Below are 15782 nucleotides of genomic sequence, written 5' to 3'. Positions count from 1 at the left end.
CAGGGCGTTGCTCTTGAAAGAGCCTAGATCATACCCCATAACCGGGAGGTCTAGTAAAGAGGGGCGAAATAAGTCCGGTGGGTGTATTTGAACGTCAAAAGCCGAAGGAGCATCGGTGGCTTGGGCCGAGCGCGCATGCGCGTATGCCGCTTATTCCATCTATCTCCGCGGCGCGTTGGCTGCTGATCCTGATTGCCATTGCGGGCATCTATTTCTTCTACGGTTTTCTCGTTCCGGTTCTGGCAGCGGCAGTGATCGGTTTCGCCACCTGGCCACTTTATAGCGAGCTTGTGCGCCGCACCGGCGGAAATACTACGCTCGCGGCCACGATTGCCCTCATGTTCATCGTCACCTTTCTCGTTCTGCCGATCGTTCTGTCGGCCATCTATATGGCCGGCGAAGTGCGCGAGTGGTTCGGCTGGGCTGTACACGTCAACCGCGAAGGCGCGCTGCCGCCGCAATGGATTCTGGCCTTGCCTGTCATAGGATCCTGGCTCGGCGAACAGTGGACGCAATATGTCGGCAGCCCCGGCTCGCTCGGCGAACTGGCACAACTCGTCAGTGGCGCGCATATCGGCAATATCTACAGAGCCGTGCTTGCGGCCGGCGGCGGGGCATTCCATGTCATTCTGACCCTGCTGTTCATGCTGATTGCGCTGTTCTTCATCTATCGAGACGGTTCGACATTCGTTCGGCAAGTCGATCTGCTCGGCGAGCGCATCCTTCCGAACCGCTGGGAACGGATTTCCCGGGTTGTTCCCGCGACTATCAGCTCGACCGTCATGGGCATGACGCTGATTGCCATTGGTGAGGGTATCGTTCTCGGCGTGGCCTATTGGATCGCCGGCGCTCCGTCCGCCATCACGCTCGGCGTCCTCACGGGTGTCATGGCGCTGGTGCCGGGCGGCGCTCCGCTGTCGATGTCGCTCGTTTCGATCTATCTCGTCGCGAGCGGTTCGCTCTGGGCGGGCATTGCCCTCTTCCTCTGGGGCACCATCGAACTCTTCATTGTCGATAAGACGCTTCGCCCGAAGCTCGTCGGCGGCCCGATCAAGCTGCCTTTCCTGCCGACCTTCTTCGGTCTCGTCGGCGGCGTGAAAACCATGGGCTTTCTCGGCCTCTTCATCGGGCCGGTCCTGATGGCGATCATCGTCGCGATCTGGCGCGAATGGATCCGCGAAGCCGAATTGACCGAGGAGCAGCAAGCGAAGGAACCGGAACTGCAGCTCCATGTCCGAGACGCTGCCGAACGCTGACCTTCGCTATTTCTGCGTCAGCTGTTTCTCCATGAACAGGCTGAGCGGGTCCGGCTGGTAGTCGCCGAAGGCAGCGATGTCGACATAACCGAACCTCCGATAAAGGCCGATTGCTTCCGGCTGGTATATGCCCGTCTCCAGCCGGATCGCTGAAAGGCGCTTTTCCAGCGCTTTCGCTTCGAGCGTTTCCATCAGCTTGCGCGCGACGCTGCGTCCTCGGGCTGCTGGATCGACGAACATGCGCTTGATTTCCGCCGTGCCGTCACCGGCCTCCACCAGGGCGCAACATCCGACGATGGCTTCCTCCAGCCTTGCGACCCAGAACGTCACGTCCGGTTTCTCCAGCGAAGCCAGATCAAGGATGTGATTGCTCTCGGGCGGATAAAGCGATTCCGCATAGGCGCTCGACATGTCGAGAAGGCGGATGACGCCTTCCTGGCGCGGGGATTCGATGGCGATCGTCAGCGGCAAGTTGAACCTCGGAAAAATGAGCCGCGCGCTGGATATCACGCAGCGGCGAGCGTCGCCAGAGCTGCGAAGCTACGCGCGGCCTGTCGCCGCTCGGCGTTCGCCAGCTTTTCCACCATGTCGAGCAGCTGCGTCGCGGCGGCGGGAGGCTGTTCGGCAAGGCGGAATTTACGCATCAGCTGCGAAGAGACGTTCTCCAGCATGGCGGCACTGTTCTTGCGGGACGCTTCGCGCCAGATCAGCGTCGCCTCGACGAAGATCGTGCTGATGTCGCGCGTCAATCCCGCGCTTTCATAAAGCGCCCGGATGGCATGGACGCGGCCTCTGGAGATGATGGAGCGCACGCGCCGTTCGTCGCAGCCGGAAAGATTGGTGATCGCGCACGCAAAGAAATCGACCTTGCCGGAGCACAGCGCATGCATCAGGAAGGCCGGCGTCAGCCAGCCGGATTGCCGCAGATGCTCCACGAGATCGGGCAGCTGCTCGTGCCCTGCCGTTCCCGCAATGGCGACGGTTGTGGATTCGGCCGCTTCGCGCGTCACCTGCTGCAGCCTGCTGCTGCCGATAACGCTCTGAACGAGCGTTGATTCCGACAGCGCCTCACTGACCCGGAGCATCAGCTGGTGCCTGACATCCGAAGACAGGGCGTCACGCGAAAGAAGCAGGCCGCGTATATCGGCGCAATCGCCCAGGCGCTCGGCGATGCGCTTAAGCGATGCCTGCGAAAGCAATGCGCCATCATTTTCGAGCAGACATAGGATTTCCGCCTCCCCGCCGATCTCGGCAAGCGCGGCACAGACAGCACGCGGCACCTGGCCGCGGGAGGCAATCAGGACTCGCGTCACGTCGCTGCCATGCAGCGCCAGATCGACAAGATCGGCATCGGTGAACACTGGCGAAAGCAGGATGATCTGTCCTGCTATTTCCGGCTGATCTCCAGCCAGAGACAGAATGACATTGCGGGGAGCACCGGCCGAGCGGGCGACTGCTTCGGCAAGCGCAAGCCGGACGCGCGGAGACGGATCATCGAGCAGATAGGTCATCGCCATTTCCGCGGCGGCGCGCTCTTCCCTAGGCATCTCCGACTGCAAATAGGCTCGGCCGAGCGCATTGGCCGCCCTAGCCCTGCTTTCTGCCTTGGCGGTCTCGGCCCAGCGGAGAAATGCTTCTATGATCACGTAATGCCCCGATAGCGACGAGGCGATTCCCGCCCCGCAAACTCATATTCCCCACGCTATCGAGGAAAAGTTTACGGGACGTTTACCGTGCTTATTAACCTTTTGCATATCAGTGCGATGGCCCCCCTTCAGGGTGCCTTTGGCCGCATCATCTCGAAGACGTCGCTGCCCTCGCTATAATCCATGTAGCCCATGCGCGCGACGGGCCGCGCAAGCGCCATGTCCAGCCTGCCGTCACGGATGATCGCCTCGTCGATGTGGATGCCCACAACCTGACCGATGGCCATGATGTTTTCCGACGTCTCGCCATCGAGGCCCTTTGGCCGTAGTACTTCGGTGACGCGGCATTCGAGAACCGCGAAAGCTTCGCCGACATAAGGCGCATCCACCAGCTGGCCCGGTTTCGCCGTCAACCCGGACAGCTCGAATTCATTGGTGCCGTAGGGAACGGCAATCGACGAATGGTTCATCTTTTCGACGATGTGACGGCTGACGAGATTGGCGGTGAAAACGCCGGTTTCCTCGACATTGCGCACGCTGTCCTTGCGGCCGGCGGAGGAGAACATCACCAGCTTCGGCCGGTCGCTAACCGCGTTGAAAAAGGAGTAGGGAGACAGGTTCAGCGAACCATCCCTGCCCTTGCTGCCGATCCAGCCGATCGGCCTTGGCGCGACGATGGCCTTGAAAGGGTCATGCAACAGCCCGTGGCGATTGCTGTCCGTCGTGTAGAACATCATGCGTCCTCCCCACCGACCCAGCTTACAGTCTCCGACAGTTCCGGGCGCGGGCGCTCGACGGGAGGGAAGCTGGAGGAGCCGATATGGATGAATCCGGCTACCTTTTCGCTCGGCTTAACGCCCAGCAGCGGATAGGCGCGCTCATCATAGGCGAACCATTCGGTCAGCCAATTGGAGACCCAGCCATGAGCATTCGCTGAAATCAGCAGGTTCAGGCAAAGCGCGCCGGCCGACATCAGTTGTTCCCATTCCGGAATCTTGAAATGCGGCGCGGCCTTGCTGACGACGGCGATGACGACCGGAGCGCGGGTGAAGCGAGTGCGTTCGACCTGGATCATTTCCTCCGAGAGCTCAGGCTTTGCCTGCAGCGCGAGTTTCAGCAACTCCTCGCCGATACGCGCCCGCTCTTCGCCGCGGTAGACAATGAAGCGCCAGGGGGCAAGCTTGCCATGATCCGGCACGCGCGAGGCCAGCCGGATGATCTCCTCGATCTCGGCCTTGCCCGGCCCCGGCTCCGACATTTGAAACGCGGGAATGGATCGGCGCACGGCGAGATAATCGACCAGCTTGATATCGGTTTTCATTAAGGAACTGCCTTCATTTTGGCTTGTGCTAAGAGGTAGGTCTTGAATTTGCCACTGCATTGGTTTTGAAGTGGCTTGTGTTTTATCGGAAGTCAATCGGTTGGGTATCCATGTCAGGCATTTCATCCGCTCGCCGATTGAGTGCTGTGATCGCGATCTTCGCGAGCGTGAGTACGGCCGCCTCCGCGCAGGAAGCCTTCAAGGAATTCAAGCAGCTGGACGGCAGCGTAAAGATGCCCAAGCTGAACGCCTTCGTGGCGCCCGCTGGGGAGAATTCGGCCTCCCGCACCTTGCGTGACGTTTCGCTCGAAGCGAGGATGACGCCACAGAGCAGCCCGCAGCAGCAAGGCCTCTCCTGGTATGTTTTCAGCCCTGTTGCCGGTGCGGACGGCAAGCTGCCGCTTGTCGCCAGCTCGCGAGGAGGCTCGGCCTCATTCCACCTGCTGCCCGGCGACTATTTCGTCAATGTCTCCTTCGGCCGTGCTGGCGTCACCAAGAGGCTGAGCGTCGCGGAAACGGGCGAAACGCAAAAGCAGACGATGGTGCTCGACGCCGGCGGCATGGTCTTGAACGCCGTATCCGGATCCGATGTCCGGATCCCGCCGAATGAGCTGAGCTTCTCGATCTATTCCAGCGAAGCCAAGGAAGACGGGGAACGCGGCCTTGTCATGGACGATGTGAAGCCGAATACGCTGGTCGGCCTCAGCGCCGGCACCTATCACGTCGTTTCCGAATATGGCGACGTCAACGCCGTCATCCGTGCCGACATTCAGGTGGAAGCCGGCAAGGTGACGCAGGCGACCATCCAGCACAGGGCGGCGAAGGTCACACTCAAGCTGGTGTCGGACGCCGGTGGCGAGGCGATCGCCGATACCGCCTGGTCGGTCCTGACATCGGCGGGCGATATTGTCGGCGAAAGCGTCAGCGCCTTTCCGACCATGGTGCTTGCCGAAGGCCGCTACACCGCCGTCGCCCGCAACAAGGACAAGATCTATCAGCGCGATTTCACCATCGCCGCAGGCATGAATACGGATGTGGAAGTGCTGATGAAGCAGCAGCAGCCGCAGGACGCCGATACCGAACAGCCGGCCCGCCAGCTTCCGATCCAGATGCCGCCGATGCGTGAGAGCCAGACACCGTCGGCGACAACCAGTCAGCAACCGCTGCCGACCTACGAACAACTGGCGCCTGCCGGCGGCGACAGCGGCGACAGCATGGATTGATAGCGGCGGCACGCCTTGAGCCACTGGCTGAACTCACTTGAGCGATCACCGCTTGGTGGCAGGTAGCTCGGCGCCCGTGCTTACCCAGCCCTTCGCCGCAGCATCTTTCTTGGCGGCGCCATGGAGAAGACAGCCCCATAGAGCTTCGACAGCAGATCCTTGCGGTCGCTGCCTTCGCTGAGCGCCTCCCAGCTTCTGGGAGCGCCGATATGGGCGGTAATGGTGCTGCCGGAAAGACGCCGGAATTCGCGGATCAGCAGCGAGATGCGCAAGGTCATCGAAATACGGCTCGCCAGATGGAACAGCCGGCCGTTCTGCCCTTCGAAATAGATGGGAATGACGCTCGCGCGCGCCGCCTGGATGAGCTTGGCGGGGAATATCTTCCATGGAAGATCCTCGGCGCGGCCGAAACCCTTCTTGGCTGTTGCGACGCCGCCGGCGGGAAAGACGATGATGGTCGTGCCTTCCTTCAGCAGGCGAACGGCCTCATGCCGGGTTTTCATGTTGATCGCCATCGCTTCCTTGGTTTCCTCGAAGGAGACCGGCAGCGAATAGTCGAGCATCTCAGGCACTTTCAACAATTCATTGTTGATGAGAACCTTGAAGGGGCGCCCCAGCTGCTCGGCAAGTGCCAGCACCGCGATCCCGTCGCCGATACCATAGGGGTGGTTGGCGACGATGACGATCGGCGCTTCGGGGATCTGGCTCGGCGGCCATTCGCCCTTGATGAGCAGGCGCACGTCGATGAGATCGAGCATCTTGCCGAAGACGCGCTCGCTCTTTCCGGCGATATCGGTGCGCCAGATATCGTAAAGCCGGGTGTAACGGTCCCGGCCGGAAAGGCCTTCGATAGAACGGATGAACCAGCGCTTGAGGCGCGGATCCCGTTCATTGGAGTAGGATAATTCTTTGAATTCCAAGTGCGCGACGGGGCTGCCCCGCTCCTATCGTTCCGTTGCGTCACATGTTGCGGCCACAGCAACGCCTTGATTCATCAACTATATGAATGCTCTATGACAATTGTCTGACGGCGCCCTGAAGCGCCGTCAGATGTCCATGGTCCGTCAGGCGGCCTTGGCGCGGCGTGCCGCCCGCTTGCGCAGGATGTCCGGTGCTGTTGCCTCCAGAGCAAGCGAAGCGATGGCTTCGTCAAGCGACATCGAAGTCTGCGCTTGGCTGCCGAGGCGGCGGATATTGACCGAACGCTCCTCGGCTTCCTTCTTGCCGCAGACGATGATGACAGGCACCTTCGTGACCGAATGCTCGCGGATCTTGTAGTTGATCTTCTCGTTGCGGAAATCGGTCTCGACCGTGAGACCGGCATCGCGCAGAGCTTCGGCTACTTCTTCGCCATAGGCATCGGCTTCGGAGGTGATGGTGGCGACAACTACCTGCAGCGGCGAGACCCAAAGCGGCATGTGGCCGGCAAAGTTCTCGATCAGGATGCCGAGGAAGCGCTCCATCGAGCCGCAGATGGCACGATGGATCATGACCGGCTGCGTCTTCTCCGAGTGCTGGTCGATGTAGAAGGCGCCGAAGCGTTCCGGCAGGTTGAAATCGACCTGCGTCGTGCCGCACTGCCATTCACGACCGATGGCATCCTTGAGCGTATATTCGAACTTCGGCCCGTAGAACGCGCCCTCGCCCGGCAGGATGCCGGTCTTGATGCGTCCTTCCGACTGCGCCTCGATCGTCTTCAGCACATCCATCATCACGCTTTCGGCGCGATCCCAGAGTTCGTCGGAACCGACGCGCTTGTCCGGGCGCGTCGAGAGCTTGACGACGATCTCCTTGAAGCCGAAATCCTCATAGACAGAGAGGATCAGGTCGTTGATCTTCAGGCATTCGGCCGCCATCTGCTCATCGGTGCAGAAGATATGAGCGTCATCCTGCGTAAAGCCGCGCACGCGCATCAACCCGTGCAGCGCGCCTGACGGCTCGTAACGATGCACGGCACCGAATTCCGCAAGGCGGATCGGCAGTTCGCGGTAAGACTTCAAGCCATGCTTGAAGATCTGGATATGGCCGGGGCAGTTCATCGGCTTCAGCGCGAAGACGCGATCATCGTCCGTATCGTCGCCGGCGACGGTCACCTTGAACATATTGTCGCGGTACCAGCCCCAATGGCCGGAAGTCTCCCAAAGCGACTTGTCGAGCACCTGCGGCGCGTTGACTTCCTGATAGTCGCCCTCAAGCCGCCGGCGCATGTAGGACACCAGCGTCTGGAACAAGCGCCAGCCCTTGCCGTGCCAGAAGACGACACCGGGGCCTTCTTCCTGGAAATGGAACAGATCCATTTCGCGGCCGAGACGGCGATGATCGCGCTTCTCGGCTTCGGCAAGGATGTGCAGGTAGTTATCGAGATCCGCCTGTTCGGCGAATGCCGTGCCGTAGATGCGGGTCAGCATCGGATTGTTGCTGTCGCCACGCCAATAGGCGCCGGCCACCTTCATCAGCTTGAAGGCGGTGCCGATCTGGCCGGTCGAGGCCATGTGCGGGCCGCGGCAGAGATCGAACCAATCCCCCTGGTAGTAGATCTTCAGATCCTGACCTTCGGGGATGGCATCGACCAGTTCCCCCTTATAGCGCTCGCCCTTGGCGGCAAAAACTTCCTTTGCCTTGTCACGGGACCAGATCTGCTTGGTGAACGGCGCATTGCGCTGGATGATCTCGCGCATCTTCTTCTCGATGACCGGGAGATCATCGGGCGTGAAGGGCTCGTTCTTGGCAAAGTCGTAATAGAAGCCGTTCTCGATCACCGGGCCAATGGTAACCTGCGTACCGGGCCACAATTCCTGAACCGCTTCCGCCATCACATGCGCCGCGTCATGCCGGATAAGCTCCAGCGCGCGGTCGTCCGTGCGGGTAATGATCTCGATCCTGCCATCGGTCACCGGATCGGAAAGGTCGCGCACGGTGCCGTCGATGGCAATGGCGACGGCCTTCTTGGCCAGCGACTTGGAAATGGATTCGGCGACATCGCGACCGGTCGTGCCGGCAGCGAAGCTGCGCACGGAATCATCGGGAAATGTCAGGGAAACGGATTGGGACATCGATATTCTCCTTGTCCAGTCCCGCCAACGAATGCGGGTGGTTTCGTAAAAAGAGGACCAAGTAAATACTTACTTATGTCCGCGCGCCTGATAGCCGCATTTCGTGATCTAGTAAAGAAAAAGCGGCGTTAGCGGCGGATCATCTCGGCCAAACCGCGCACCGTGTTCCAATTCCGCATCGTTCCGACGCCAAGCCTCTTTGTCGTCAAGGCCGGCAACATTTTGGTCTCGCTGGCCTTGAGGCCGAAATCGATCCAGAGATCGCCATCGACAACAGCCATGCGCTCGCTGCGGCGGTATTTCTCCAGCGTACCGAGGATTTCAGATTCGAGCGGCTGTCGCATAACCCGAACGATGACCTCACTGCCGATGCCGTCGCCGAAAGGATTGCCCTCGGTAAGCTTCAGCCATGTATCCGCATCGCGCACGATGATGTCGACATGCTTGCCGAAAGCCGCAGCAAAGCCGGCTTCGAGTTGTTCTTCAATCGCGGCGATCGGCTGTTTCTCGCATTCGAAAATCAGATTGCCGGTAGCGACCAGCGTTCTGGCATTGTGATAACCCAACCCCTCCGCCATCGCCTTGAGATCGGCCATAACGACCCTGCGACCTTGGCCGAGAACAATGCTGTGAAGCAGTGCCACATAAAGCGCCATGCGGATCAGGCGGTCTTCCGCCCAAGGCGGAAGTAGCGCCAAGGGGTCCACCAGTGATAGCGGCGCTCCAGCTCGCTGGGCACGGGATCGAGCCCGCTTGTACCACCGGGTCCACAGCGGGCGACACGAAACAGCGTCATCCAGCCACCGGCCCAAAGCCCGTGGCGAGCAACGGCTTCATAGCCATATTCCGAACAGGTCGGGATATGGCGGCAGGAATTGCCGACAAAACCTGAGAGCGTGAGCTGATAGAGGCGAATGAGGCCCATGCCGAAAAGCCTGTCCGGGGTCTTGCGCAATGGGCCGGAATAATTTCGCGACTGCGTCGCCTTGTCGCTGGCTGGTGACGTATGGCGTCGCGCATGCCTGGGAGGAGCGGCGCCACCCTCATCTTCATCGTCTTCCTGCATGAGACAGAATTGGCACATCGTCAGTATTCCGCTCAGACCTCTTCGGCCGTTTTGGTATTTCCACCCTGACGCGCCGCTTCGATCTGCCCGATCGCATCGACGACGGCATCGAAGGTCAGCATCGTCGAGGCATGACGGGCCTTGTAGTCCCGGACGGGCTTCAGATAGCGCATATCCTCGAAGCGCCCGCTCGGCCCTTCGCCATCGGCCTTGAGCATGGCGAGCATATCTTCACGGGCCTTTCGCACTTCATCTGACGAAGCGCCGACGATATGGCGGGCCATGACCGAAGACGATGCCTGGCCGAGGGCGCAGGCCTTGACGTCGTGAGCAAAATCGGTCACGACATCGCCGTCCATTTTCAGCCAGATTTTTACGCGAGAACCGCACAGTCTGGAATGGGCCTGGGCACTGGCATCGGCGTCAGGAAGACTGCCGATACGGCCGATATTGCCGGCAAACTCCAGGATTTTGCTGTTGTAGATGTCGTCCATCACAGATTTTGCTCCGATGCGCCTGCTAGAGCATGATGCCGAAAAGTGTAGGCGGTTTTCGGACGACATCATGCTCTATTTATTTGATCTAGAGCGGATTCAGATTTTTTAGGCCGAGCAGACCTAAAATCATCCGGCTCTAGTGTTTCGTAACAAAAAACACAGCGTGTCCATTTCGGACACTTTCACAGGGACAATGCCATACTATATGTATGTCGTTCGAAGACCATCGAAATGCAATGGTCTTCTGTAAGTTTGATGGGAAACCGTGCAGGACGGCAGGCTTGTCCGCCAGCCAGAACGCCCCGGAGCCCGCCAAAGGTACGTAAGCCTCTTTGTGGGGAATGCCAGTGGCGAGTCCGACAAGATGATATCCGCGTAGTGCGGGTCAGGAGATCCACAGGTAATGGACGCCATTGTAAAGAACTTTCCGCAAGTCGTTGATTCCGAACGTCCGACGCAGAAGGAAGCCGAGGACGCCATCCGCGTTCTGCTTCGCTGGGCCGGCGACGATCCGCAGCGCGAAGGCCTGCTTGATACGCCCGCGCGCGTCGCCAAGGCCTACCGCGAGCTTTTCGCCGGCTATGACATGAATCCCGAAGACGTGCTCGGTCGAACTTTCGAAGAGGTTTCGGGCTACGACGACATCGTCCTCGTGCGCGATATTCCGTTTTTCTCCCATTGCGAACACCACATGGTGCCGATTATCGGCAAGGCGCATGTCGCATATCTGCCGAACGGTCGGGTCCTCGGTCTTTCCAAGATCGCCCGCGTCGTCGATATCTTCGGCCGCCGCCTGCAGACGCAGGAAGCCATGACGGCGCAGATTGCCAATGCGATCGACGACACGCTGCGCCCGCGTGGTGTTGCCGTCATGATCGAGGCCGAGCATATGTGCATGGCCATGCGCGGCGTGCAGAAGCAGGGCTCCTCGACGTTGACGATGACCTTCACCGGTGCCTTCAAGGCCGATCCGGCCGAACAGGCCCGTTTCATGTCCTTGGTCCGGGGTCGCTGACCGGGCTTCAACGAAAGAGCCGGAGATGAACCTGATCTTCAACGCGCCTTCCGAAGACAAATCCGAACTTGAGGATGCCGGCGATTTCACGCCTCGCTTCGACGATCGCGGCCTGATCACCGCGATCGTGACCGATGCGCATGACGGCGAACTCCTTATGGTCGCCCACATGAATGCCGAGGCGCTCGCCCTGACGATCAAGACGGGCACGGCGCATTATTTCAGCCGTTCCCGTGGTAAAATCTGGAAAAAGGGCGAAACCTCCGGAAACTTACAGTCGGTGAAGGAAATTCGTACCGATTGTGATCAGGATGCCATCTGGCTGAAAGTGGAGGTCGCCGGACATGACGCAACGTGCCATACTGGGCGACGTTCCTGCTTCTATCGAACGGTTGAGCTTGAAGAAGGCAAGCCCGTGCTGAGCGTAGTCGACGATCATCTGCATTTCGACCCGGAAGAAGTCTACAAACAGTAGACCCATAGGCGAAACGGTCAAGAAGCCACAACCGATATACGATTTGGAAACGAAAAAGGGACAGTATTTTAGCGGAGGCACGCAGGGCCTCGAAGGAGGCTTCAAATGCTGAATTGGGGGTTGAATCGTCAGAACGGCGGACAGAACTTGACCGGTTCAGGCCTCTCGCAGGATACCTCCAATCCGCTTCCCCCTCCCGCACCACCCAAGAAAGTTAAGATCGCTCTGGCGCTCGGTGGCGGCGCCGCGCGCGGCTGGGCGCATATCGGCGTTCTGCGGGCGCTCGACGAGGCAGGTATTGAAGTCGGCATGATTGCCGGCACGTCGATCGGCGCCTTGGTCGGCGGCTGCTATCTTGCCGGCAAGCTCGACGAACTCGAAGCCTTTGCCCGCTCGCTGACGATGCGCCGCATTGCCAGCCTTCTCGACCTGACCATCGGCGGCAGTGGCCTGTTCGGTGGCATGCGGCTGACCAAGCGCATGCAGGAGCACCTGCAGGGCCTCTCGGTCGAGGATTTGGACCGTCCCTTTGTCGCCGTCGCATCGGAACTGAATACCGGACATGAAGTCTGGATTGCCAATGGCTCCCTGATCACGGCGCTCAGGGCTTCCTATGCCCTACCCGGCATTTTCGAGCCGGTGCGGACCAACGGCCGTACGCTGGTCGACGGCGCCCTCGTCAATCCCGTGCCGGTTTCGGTATGCCGCTCGTACGAACAGCCGCTCGTGGCGGCGGTCAATCTAAACTATGACCTCTTCGGTCGCTCGGCCGTGGTCAAACACAATGTCGGCCAGCTGAGCAGCGATTTGGTGCGGCGTGAAGACACGCCGCCCATGAAACTCGGCATGACTGGCGTCATGGTCCAAGCTTTCAACATCATCCAGGATAGAATTGCCCGCGCCCGCCTGGCTGGCGATCCACCGGATCTTGCGCTGCATCCACGCCTTAGCGATATCGGCCTATCGGAGTTCCATCGCGCAGGCGAAGCTATCGAACGCGGCTACGAGGAAGCTCTGACAAGATTGCCGGAAATCCGCCGCATGCAGGAAGCTTACGCGCGCTAAGGTGTAAATCAAGTTGATAGATCAATTTAGGCCTCTCCGCCAAGAACGGGAGAGGCTCTGTCGATGCCGGACGATCCGGCCCCCCGCTCCTCACCCTCAGCCGGCGATATAAGCTTTGATCTGCTCGGCCTCGAGTTCGATCTCGCGGATGCGCCATTTGACGACGTCACCGATCGAGATGATGCCGGAGAGCTTGCCTTTCTCCTCGACGGGAACGTGACGGAAGCGGCGCATCGTCATCAGTTCCATCAATTCGTCGGTCGTCGTATCTTCCTTGCAGCGGTGTACCTTGGCCGTCATCATCGAAGCGATCGGCTTTTCAAGGCATTCATGGCCATGCTTGGCAACGGCATTGACGACATCCCGCTCGGTGAAGATACCGGAAATCTTGCCGCCTGGACCGACGACCACGATGGCGCCGATGCGATTCTCGTTGAGAATCTTCGCGGCCTCGGCAACGGTTGTGTTACCGCCTGTCGTAACGACGTCGCGACCCTTGGCTTCCAGTATGGCCTTTACGGAAACTGACATTCGATCCTCCCATCTCGAAAGCATGATGAACACTTGAAGGTCCGATATGTTCCGAAATTACCCCCGGAGCTTAAACCGGCGCCCTACCCGTCGGTCGAGTCGATCTCCTCATCTCGCGACCGACGGAGAACAATGGTGCGCCTGTGTCAATGAGAAAGCAACAGCTCATTCATCGAGCGGTAAAGCTTCCTGGGCCTCCTCGCGCGGCTGCCGGTCGAACAGCGCAAAAAGCAGAAATCCGAACAGAAAACCGCCGATATGGGCATCCCATGCCACCGGCTGAGAGCTGTCGCCCGCAAGCGTAATCCCGAAGGCGACAAGCGCGTTACCGGCAACCCACATGACGATATAGGCAATGACGGTACGGCTTTGAAGCGAGCCGAGAATGGTGAGACGCGGATTGAGATGCGCCTCCCGTATGGAGACCCGCCGACCGTCCATGGCCGGGAAAGCGAAGCGGCAAGCCGCGCCCATGAGCGCCGAGACGACCCCGGATGCCCCTATCAGAAGCGTCTGGTCGCCCCAGTAGAGTGCGGCATGCATAAAGGCGGAAGCCGTGGACGAGAAAATCCAGAAGATGACATAGCGCAGGGCGCCGATGCGCCGCGCCACGGGCGCCGCGAAAACCATAAGCCACAGACTATTGAAGACGATGTGCTCGACCCCGCCATGCAGCAGCGAATAGGTGACCGGCGTCCAAAGCCATTCCAGGCCCTGCTGCGACAGGGGAAGGGCGTAGCGGGCCGGGATGAAGCTGAAGGTGAAATAAATCCAGTTCAGCATATCGTCCGACCACCACGGCAGGTTCATGACCGCGAAAATGACGATCAGGAAGGCCAGGCTTGCCAGTATGACGGGAGGCAGATTGAAAGCCGGAGTGCGTTGCCGCGGCCTCGGATCTTCGGGCTCTTGGTGCGGCAGCTGTTCATCATCCATGTCTTGCTCGGCTTGTCTATGAAGGTCATCGACACATAGCACAGCGAAAACCAAAAAAAAGCCGCCCAACAAAGCCGGGCGGCATATCGGGCGCTCCTTCCGGAATTGACCTTGAGGCCGGTCCGGCACCCGTGAAGTTCGTGCTGAAGGTCACTTCGTGAAGTGATGAACGATTCCTTTCATTTGTCGATGCAAAAGGCAACCGAAACCATTCATTAACCCTAACGGCCCGGCTTTGGCATGGAATTCGCAACGCTGGAATTGGAGGCAATGAATGCCTGGGCAATTGAATTGAAATGGGACACGGACGCGGCATGCGCCAGAAGACGAGCATCGACATATTTACCTATTGGGAACGGATACGCGGCAGCGCGGATGCCCCCTTGCGCAATTTGATACAACCGTCGGCAGTCAGCCATATTCTTCCGGAGCTGTTCATCCTGGAAAATACCGCGGACGACAATCCTCGTTTCCGGTTGGCCGGTACGGCGATCTGCAATCTCATGGGGCGCGAGATTCGCGGCGAAAACTTCGCGGCGCTATGGGCCAGCAGCCAGCAGGATGATCCGGTGCGCATCGCCGCCGGCGTGATGGCGCACGTCATTCCAGCGTCTATCCATGCCACGGGCTATTGCGTCAGTGGCCGCAGTATGACTTTCGAAATGACATTGATGCCGGTGCGTTCCTCTGCGGACGTCTGTGACAGGTTGCTGGGATCTCTGACGCCCACCGTTCATTCGACGTGGCTCGGCAACGAGCGTCTGGAGTTTCTGGCGCTGGACCGCAGTCGTTTGCTCTATGAGCGTCCTGCCCGGCTCGTGGAGGCTCCTCCCCACCCCGATCCGACGGATCTTCTGCCGCTTCAGGCAGGCGCCGGCCTTGGTGAATGGATGCGCCGAAAGTTGAATCAAGCAAAGAATAGCCGCGATCGTGCCAGAATTGATCCGGCGCGGGACAGAATCGGCCGTCACCTTTGAGTTATGCCTCGGGAAAGACAACCTTACTTTAAGGAGTTGCGGCTAATAGTTGGAAGAGACGCAATAGGACCCAAGACGCTTCCATGCACTCGTTCCAACCGGCCCAAGCGACGCGGCCCAACCAGTTGGCAGGCAATGCCGTCCGCGGTGATCAACGGACCTTTCAGCGGGTTCCGATCAACATGCAGGGCCGACTGATGTTGGCCAATTATGAGGAATTCGAGTGCCTGGTGACGGAGATGTCGCCGGGCGATCTCTATGTCACCTGCGTGGGACGTCCGCGCGCGGACGAGCGGGTCATCGCCTATATCGACCATCTCGGCCGCGTCGAGGGCAATGTCGTTGCCGTTGACGGCCGTGGTTTCAGCATGTCGATCAACGCCACCGAGCGGAAGCGCGAGAAGCTTGCGGCTCAGCTGACCTGGCTTGCCAACAAGCATGAGCTCGGACTGCCGGAAGATCGCCGCCATGATCGCCTGACGCCGCGCACGACCCGCAGCGAACTCACGCTCGATGACGGCACGCACTATGTCTGCCGCATCATGGACCTCTCGCTTTCGGGCGCTGCCGTCGACGTCGAGATACGCCCCGTGATCGGGACGCCGGTGCGTCTCGGCAACATGCGCGGCCGCGTCGTGCGTCATTTCGTGGAGGGCGTGGCGATCGAGTTCCTCTCCTTGCAGTCGCGCGAGACCTTGCGCGAATTTCTCTGATGCAGTCA

At 59.8% G+C, this 15782-nt stretch carries 18 protein-coding genes; 7 read left to right on the top strand and 11 right to left on the bottom strand.

What is annotated here, in order from left to right:
* Nucleotides 1-77 precede the first annotated feature (77 nt).
* On the top strand, nucleotides 78-1256 hold the full coding sequence (locus tag HGP16_RS04940) for an AI-2E family transporter (RefSeq protein ID WP_168838895.1): 1179 nt from the start codon (nucleotides 78-80) through the stop codon (nucleotides 1254-1256).
* 6 nt (nucleotides 1257-1262) lie between these two features.
* Here HGP16_RS04940 and HGP16_RS04935 read toward each other — a convergent pair whose 3' ends face one another.
* From HGP16_RS04935 to HGP16_RS04920, 4 genes are all read right to left on the bottom strand, one after another.
* Nucleotides 1263-1727, bottom strand: a complete 465-nt coding sequence (locus HGP16_RS04935; protein ID WP_205926291.1) for a GNAT family N-acetyltransferase — start codon at nucleotides 1725-1727, stop codon at nucleotides 1263-1265.
* A 35-nt stretch (nucleotides 1728-1762) separates the two neighbouring features.
* Nucleotides 1763-2902, bottom strand: a complete 1140-nt coding sequence (locus HGP16_RS04930) for a DUF2336 domain-containing protein (RefSeq protein ID WP_168838894.1) — start codon at nucleotides 2900-2902, stop codon at nucleotides 1763-1765.
* A gap of 128 nt (nucleotides 2903-3030) precedes the next feature.
* Complete coding sequence (locus HGP16_RS04925) at nucleotides 3031-3636, bottom strand: flavin reductase family protein (protein WP_168839171.1); 606 nt, start codon at nucleotides 3634-3636, stop codon at nucleotides 3031-3033.
* A complete protein-coding gene (locus HGP16_RS04920; protein WP_168838893.1) occupies nucleotides 3636-4223 on the bottom strand; it encodes a nitroreductase in 588 nt (195 codons plus the stop codon). The genes HGP16_RS04925 and HGP16_RS04920 overlap by 1 nt, the downstream gene beginning before the upstream one ends.
* A gap of 110 nt (nucleotides 4224-4333) precedes the next feature.
* On the opposite strand from HGP16_RS04920, the gene HGP16_RS04915 reads away from it, so the two are divergent.
* The gene (locus tag HGP16_RS04915) at nucleotides 4334-5446 is read left to right on the top strand and encodes a DUF4493 domain-containing protein (protein WP_168838892.1); all 1113 of its coding nucleotides are present in this window, start codon (nucleotides 4334-4336) and stop codon (nucleotides 5444-5446) included.
* Between the two features lie 80 nt (nucleotides 5447-5526).
* Here the strand turns inward: HGP16_RS04915 and HGP16_RS04910 are convergent, their stop codons facing one another.
* The 5 genes from HGP16_RS04910 to HGP16_RS04890 all read right to left on the bottom strand — a co-directional run bounded on the left by HGP16_RS04910 (nucleotide 5527) and on the right by HGP16_RS04890 (nucleotide 10062).
* Entirely contained in the window at nucleotides 5527-6366 is an 840-nt protein-coding gene (locus HGP16_RS04910) for a lysophospholipid acyltransferase family protein (protein ID WP_168838891.1), read from the bottom strand.
* A 144-nt stretch (nucleotides 6367-6510) separates the two neighbouring features.
* On the bottom strand, nucleotides 6511-8499 hold the full coding sequence (gene thrS, locus HGP16_RS04905; protein WP_168838890.1) for a threonine--tRNA ligase: 1989 nt from the start codon (nucleotides 8497-8499) through the stop codon (nucleotides 6511-6513).
* 128 nt (nucleotides 8500-8627) lie between these two features.
* Nucleotides 8628-9155 (bottom strand): DUF1697 domain-containing protein, encoded by a 528-nt coding sequence (locus HGP16_RS04900; RefSeq protein ID WP_168839170.1) that lies wholly within the window; start codon nucleotides 9153-9155, stop codon nucleotides 8628-8630.
* A 5-nt stretch (nucleotides 9156-9160) separates the two neighbouring features.
* Entirely contained in the window at nucleotides 9161-9583 is a 423-nt protein-coding gene (gene yidD / locus HGP16_RS04895) for a membrane protein insertion efficiency factor YidD (protein WP_168838889.1), read from the bottom strand.
* A gap of 14 nt (nucleotides 9584-9597) precedes the next feature.
* Complete coding sequence (locus HGP16_RS04890) at nucleotides 9598-10062, bottom strand: iron-sulfur cluster assembly scaffold protein (RefSeq protein ID WP_312862840.1); 465 nt, start codon at nucleotides 10060-10062, stop codon at nucleotides 9598-9600.
* Between the two features lie 403 nt (nucleotides 10063-10465).
* On the opposite strand from HGP16_RS04890, the gene folE reads away from it, so the two are divergent.
* From folE to HGP16_RS04875, 3 genes are all read left to right on the top strand, one after another.
* Nucleotides 10466-11077 carry a GTP cyclohydrolase I FolE gene (gene folE, locus HGP16_RS04885; protein WP_168838887.1) on the top strand — a complete coding sequence of 204 codons (612 nt, stop codon included), beginning with the start codon at nucleotides 10466-10468 and terminating at the stop codon, nucleotides 11075-11077.
* A 25-nt stretch (nucleotides 11078-11102) separates the two neighbouring features.
* Nucleotides 11103-11552, top strand: coding sequence for a phosphoribosyl-AMP cyclohydrolase (gene hisI / locus HGP16_RS04880; protein WP_168838886.1), 450 nt, complete (start codon nucleotides 11103-11105; stop codon nucleotides 11550-11552).
* A 105-nt stretch (nucleotides 11553-11657) separates the two neighbouring features.
* Nucleotides 11658-12617: a patatin-like phospholipase family protein gene (locus HGP16_RS04875; RefSeq protein WP_168838885.1), complete on the top strand. Its 960-nt coding sequence runs from the start codon at nucleotides 11658-11660 to the stop codon at nucleotides 12615-12617.
* Between the two features lie 96 nt (nucleotides 12618-12713).
* On the opposite strand, the gene HGP16_RS04870 is transcribed toward HGP16_RS04875, so the two are convergent.
* Together HGP16_RS04870 and HGP16_RS04865 are read right to left on the bottom strand one after the other, a co-directional pair.
* On the bottom strand, nucleotides 12714-13148 hold the full coding sequence (locus HGP16_RS04870) for a CBS domain-containing protein (RefSeq protein ID WP_112343114.1): 435 nt from the start codon (nucleotides 13146-13148) through the stop codon (nucleotides 12714-12716).
* 165 nt (nucleotides 13149-13313) lie between these two features.
* The gene (locus HGP16_RS04865) at nucleotides 13314-14084 is read right to left on the bottom strand and encodes a rhomboid family intramembrane serine protease (RefSeq protein ID WP_168838884.1); all 771 of its coding nucleotides are present in this window, start codon (nucleotides 14082-14084) and stop codon (nucleotides 13314-13316) included.
* Between the two features lie 314 nt (nucleotides 14085-14398).
* Between HGP16_RS04865 and HGP16_RS04860 the strand changes: the two genes are divergently transcribed.
* Nucleotides 14399-15061, top strand: coding sequence for a PAS domain-containing protein (locus HGP16_RS04860; protein ID WP_246703228.1), 663 nt, complete (start codon nucleotides 14399-14401; stop codon nucleotides 15059-15061).
* Between the two features lie 83 nt (nucleotides 15062-15144).
* The gene (locus tag HGP16_RS04855; RefSeq protein WP_168838882.1) at nucleotides 15145-15774 is read left to right on the top strand and encodes a PilZ domain-containing protein; all 630 of its coding nucleotides are present in this window, start codon (nucleotides 15145-15147) and stop codon (nucleotides 15772-15774) included.
* Nucleotides 15775-15782: the final 8 nt, after the last annotated feature.

It is taken from the genome of Rhizobium sp. P40RR-XXII (genome assembly GCF_012641405.1).
Classification (GTDB): Bacteria; Pseudomonadota; Alphaproteobacteria; order Rhizobiales; family Rhizobiaceae; genus Rhizobium.
Note: the sequence above shows the minus strand (reverse complement) of the source record. Positions and strands in the feature narration are given on the sequence as shown.

Bases quoted from the DNA above. Each gene is read 5' to 3' on its own strand.
- HGP16_RS04925 (WP_168839171.1), bottom strand. From the start codon at position 3,636: ATGTTCTACACGACGGACAGCAATCGCCACGGGCTGTTGCATGACCCT.
- HGP16_RS04855 (WP_168838882.1), top strand. From the start codon at position 15,145: ATGCACTCGTTCCAACCGGCCCAAGCGACGCGGCCCAACCAGTTGGCA.
- HGP16_RS04920 (WP_168838893.1), bottom strand. From the start codon at position 4,223: ATGAAAACCGATATCAAGCTGGTCGATTATCTCGCCGTGCGCCGATCC.
- HGP16_RS04875 (WP_168838885.1), top strand. From the start codon at position 11,658: ATGCTGAATTGGGGGTTGAATCGTCAGAACGGCGGACAGAACTTGACC.
- HGP16_RS04915 (WP_168838892.1), top strand. From the start codon at position 4,334: ATGTCAGGCATTTCATCCGCTCGCCGATTGAGTGCTGTGATCGCGATC.
- HGP16_RS04860 (WP_246703228.1), top strand. From the start codon at position 14,399: ATGCGCCAGAAGACGAGCATCGACATATTTACCTATTGGGAACGGATA.
- thrS (WP_168838890.1), bottom strand. From the start codon at position 8,499: ATGTCCCAATCCGTTTCCCTGACATTTCCCGATGATTCCGTGCGCAGC.
- HGP16_RS04870 (WP_112343114.1), bottom strand. From the start codon at position 13,148: ATGTCAGTTTCCGTAAAGGCCATACTGGAAGCCAAGGGTCGCGACGTC.
- folE (WP_168838887.1), top strand. From the start codon at position 10,466: ATGGACGCCATTGTAAAGAACTTTCCGCAAGTCGTTGATTCCGAACGT.
- HGP16_RS04900 (WP_168839170.1), bottom strand. From the start codon at position 9,155: ATGGCGCTTTATGTGGCACTGCTTCACAGCATTGTTCTCGGCCAAGGT.
- hisI (WP_168838886.1), top strand. From the start codon at position 11,103: ATGAACCTGATCTTCAACGCGCCTTCCGAAGACAAATCCGAACTTGAG.
- HGP16_RS04865 (WP_168838884.1), bottom strand. From the start codon at position 14,084: ATGGATGATGAACAGCTGCCGCACCAAGAGCCCGAAGATCCGAGGCCG.
- yidD (WP_168838889.1), bottom strand. From the start codon at position 9,583: ATGTGCCAATTCTGTCTCATGCAGGAAGACGATGAAGATGAGGGTGGC.